Raw genomic sequence first — 3,173 nt, 5'->3', positions numbered from 1 at the left:
GTGTTATCAAGTCTTCGGCTTATTAGTACCGGTCAGCTCCACGGGTCGTTAGTCCCCGCTTCCACATCCGGCCTATCAACCCAGTAGTCTGCTGGGAGCCTCTCACACTCAAGGTGCATGGAAATCTCATCTCGAAGACGGCTTCCCGCTTAGATGCTTTCAGCGGTTATCCGGTCCGAACGTAGCTAATCAGCGGTGCCCTTGGCAGAACAACTGACACACCAGAGGTTCGTCCATCCCGGTCCTCTCGTACTAGGGATAGATCTTCTCAAATTTCCAACGCGCGCAGCGGATAGGGACCGAACTGTCTCACGACGTTCTAAACCCAGCTCGCGTACCGCTTTAATGGGCGAACAGCCCAACCCTTGGGACCTACTCCAGCCCCAGGATGCGACGAGCCGACATCGAGGTGCCAAACCATGCCGTCGATATGGACTCTTGGGCAAGATCAGCCTGTTATCCCCGAGGTACCTTTTATCCGTTGAGCGACAGCGCTTCCACAAGCCACTGCCGGATCACTAGTCCCGACTTTCGTCCCTGCTCGACCTGTCAGTCTCACAGTCAAGCTCCCTTGTGCACTTACACTCGCCACCTGATTGCCAACCAGGTTGAGGGAACCTTTGGGCGCCTCCGTTACTCTTTGGGAGGCAACCGCCCCAGTTAAACTACCCATCAGGCACTGTCCATGAACCCGATCAGGGTCCTACGTTAGACATCCAAAGTGACCAGAGTGGTATTTCAACAATGACTCCACGAACACTAGCGTGCCCGCTTCACAGTCTCCCACCTATCCTACACAAGCCACTCCGAACACCAATACCAAACTGTAGTAAAGGTCACGGGGTCTTTCCGTCCTGCTGCGCGTAACGAGCATCTTTACTCGTAGTGCAATTTCGCCGAGTTCGCGGTTGAGACAGCTGGGAAGTCGTTACGCCATTCGTGCAGGTCGGAACTTACCCGACAAGGAATTTCGCTACCTTAGGATGGTTATAGTTACCACCGCCGTTTACTGGGGCTTAAATTCAGAGCTTCGCCCAAAGGCTAACCCTTCCTCTTAACCTTCCAGCACCGGGCAGGCGTCAGTCCGTATACATCGTCTTGCGACTTCGCACGGACCTGTGTTTTTAGTAAACAGTCGCTTCCCACTGGTCTCTGCGGCCTTCAACGCTCACGGAGTAAATCCGGTCACGTGTCCGGCCCCCCTTCTCCCGAAGTTACGGGGGCATTTTGCCGAGTTCCTTAACCACGATTCTCTCGATCTCCTTGGTATTCTCTACCTGACCACCTGAGTCGGTTTCGGGTACGGGCGGCTGCAACCTCGCGTCGATGCTTTTCTCGGCAGCATAGGATCACTGATTTCCCCTTACGGGTACGCGTCGGATCTCAGGCGTACAGACGACGGATTTGCCTATCGTCAGCCCTACATCCTTACACCAGGTTCACCTTACGGATACCATCGCCTGGCTCAGCTACCTTCCTGCGTCACACCTGTTCATACGCTAACCGCACCAGCATGGGGTCGAGCGTTAGACCGGCCACCATCACCCCGAAGGGATCCGGTTGTACCGGGTTAGGACTCTTAGCACCACTGGATTAGCTTGGGCGGTTGTTCGCCGGTACGGGAATATCAACCCGTTGTCCATCGACTACGCCTGTCGGCCTCGCCTTAGGTCCCGACTTACCCAGGGCGGATTAACCTGGCCCTGGAACCCTTGGTCTTTCGGAGGACGGGTTTCTCACCCGTCTTTCGCTACTCATGCCTGCATTCTCACTCGTGTAGCGTCCACGGCTGGATCACTCCGCCGCTTCACTCGCCACACGACGCTCTCCTACCACTCCGCACGACTGAACCACGAAGGCTTGTCTATAGTGCGAAATCTACAACTTCGGTGGTGTGCTTGAGCCCCGTTACATTGTCGGCGCGGAATCACTTGACCAGTGAGCTATTACGCACTCTTTCAAGGGTGGCTGCTTCTAAGCCAACCTCCTGGTTGTCTATGCAACTCCACATCCTTTCCCACTTAGCACACGCTTAGGGACCTTAGTTGGTAGTCTGGGTTGTTTCCCTCTCGACGATGAAGCTTATCCCCCACCGTCTCACTGCTGCGCTCTCACTCACCGGCATTCGGAGTTTGGCTGACGTCAGTAACCTGTTGAGGCCCATCGGCCATCCAGTAGCTCTACCTCCGGCGAGAAACACGCAACGCTGCACCTAAATGCATTTCGGAGAGAACCAGCTATCACGAAGTTTGATTGGCCTTTCACCCCTATCCACAGCTCATCCCCTCCATTTTCAACTGAAGTGGGTTCGGTCCTCCACGACGTCTTACCGTCGCTTCAACCTGGCCATGGATAGATCACTTCGCTTCGGGTCTAGAACATGCGACTCAAACGCCCTATTCAGACTCGCTTTCGCTACGGCTGCCCCTCACGGGTTAACCTCGCCACATATCACTAACTCGCAGGCTCATTCTTCAAAAGGCACGCCGTCACCCCTACTAAGGAGGCTCCGACGGTTTGTAAGCAAACGGTTTCAGGTACTATTTCACTCCCCTCCCGGGGTACTTTTCACCTTTCCCTCACGGTACTTGTCCGCTATCGGTCATCTGGGAGTATTTAGGCTTATCAGGTGGTCCTGACAGATTCACACGGGATTTCTCGGGCCCCGTGCTACTTGGGATACACATCCGGCCATAACACCATTTCGTCTACGGGGCTGGCACCCACTACGGCCCGGCTTTCAAACCGGTTCGACTATGATGCGCTGTAACCGTCCCAGTCCGGCAGAACTGAGTGACGTGTCCCACAACCCCGACCATGCAACGCCCGCCGGCTATCACACATGATCGGTTTAGCCTCATCCGCTTTCGCTCGCCACTACTCACGGAATCACATGTTGTTTTCTCTTCCTGTGGGTACTGAGATGTTTCACTTCCCCACGTTCCCTCTACCCGCCCTATATATTCAGGCGGGAGTCACCAGGTCGTCAAACGCCTGGCGGGGTTTCCCCATTCGGAAATCCTCGGATCAAAGCTCGATTATCAGCTCCCCGAGGCTTATCGCAGATTTCTACGTCCTTCATCGGCTCCAGATGCCAAGGCATCCACCGTTTGCTCTTAGAAACTTGACCACAAAGATTAAAATTGCGATCCAACGTCACCACTCAACAACCC

General features: G+C 54.8%; 1 rRNA gene. It reads right to left on the bottom strand.

Features of this window, described 5'->3' with window-relative positions:
• Positions 1 to 2: 2 nt before the first annotated feature.
• Positions 3 to 3,130, bottom strand: a 23S ribosomal RNA gene (locus KK087_RS17095).
• Between the last annotated feature and the right edge of the window lie 43 nt (positions 3,131 to 3,173).

This window comes from Curtobacterium aurantiacum (assembly GCF_018598555.1).
Classification (GTDB): Bacteria; Actinomycetota; Actinomycetes; order Actinomycetales; family Microbacteriaceae; genus Curtobacterium; species Curtobacterium aurantiacum.
The sequence above is the reverse complement of the archived record's forward strand: the minus strand, read 5'-3'. Positions and strand labels throughout refer to the sequence as shown.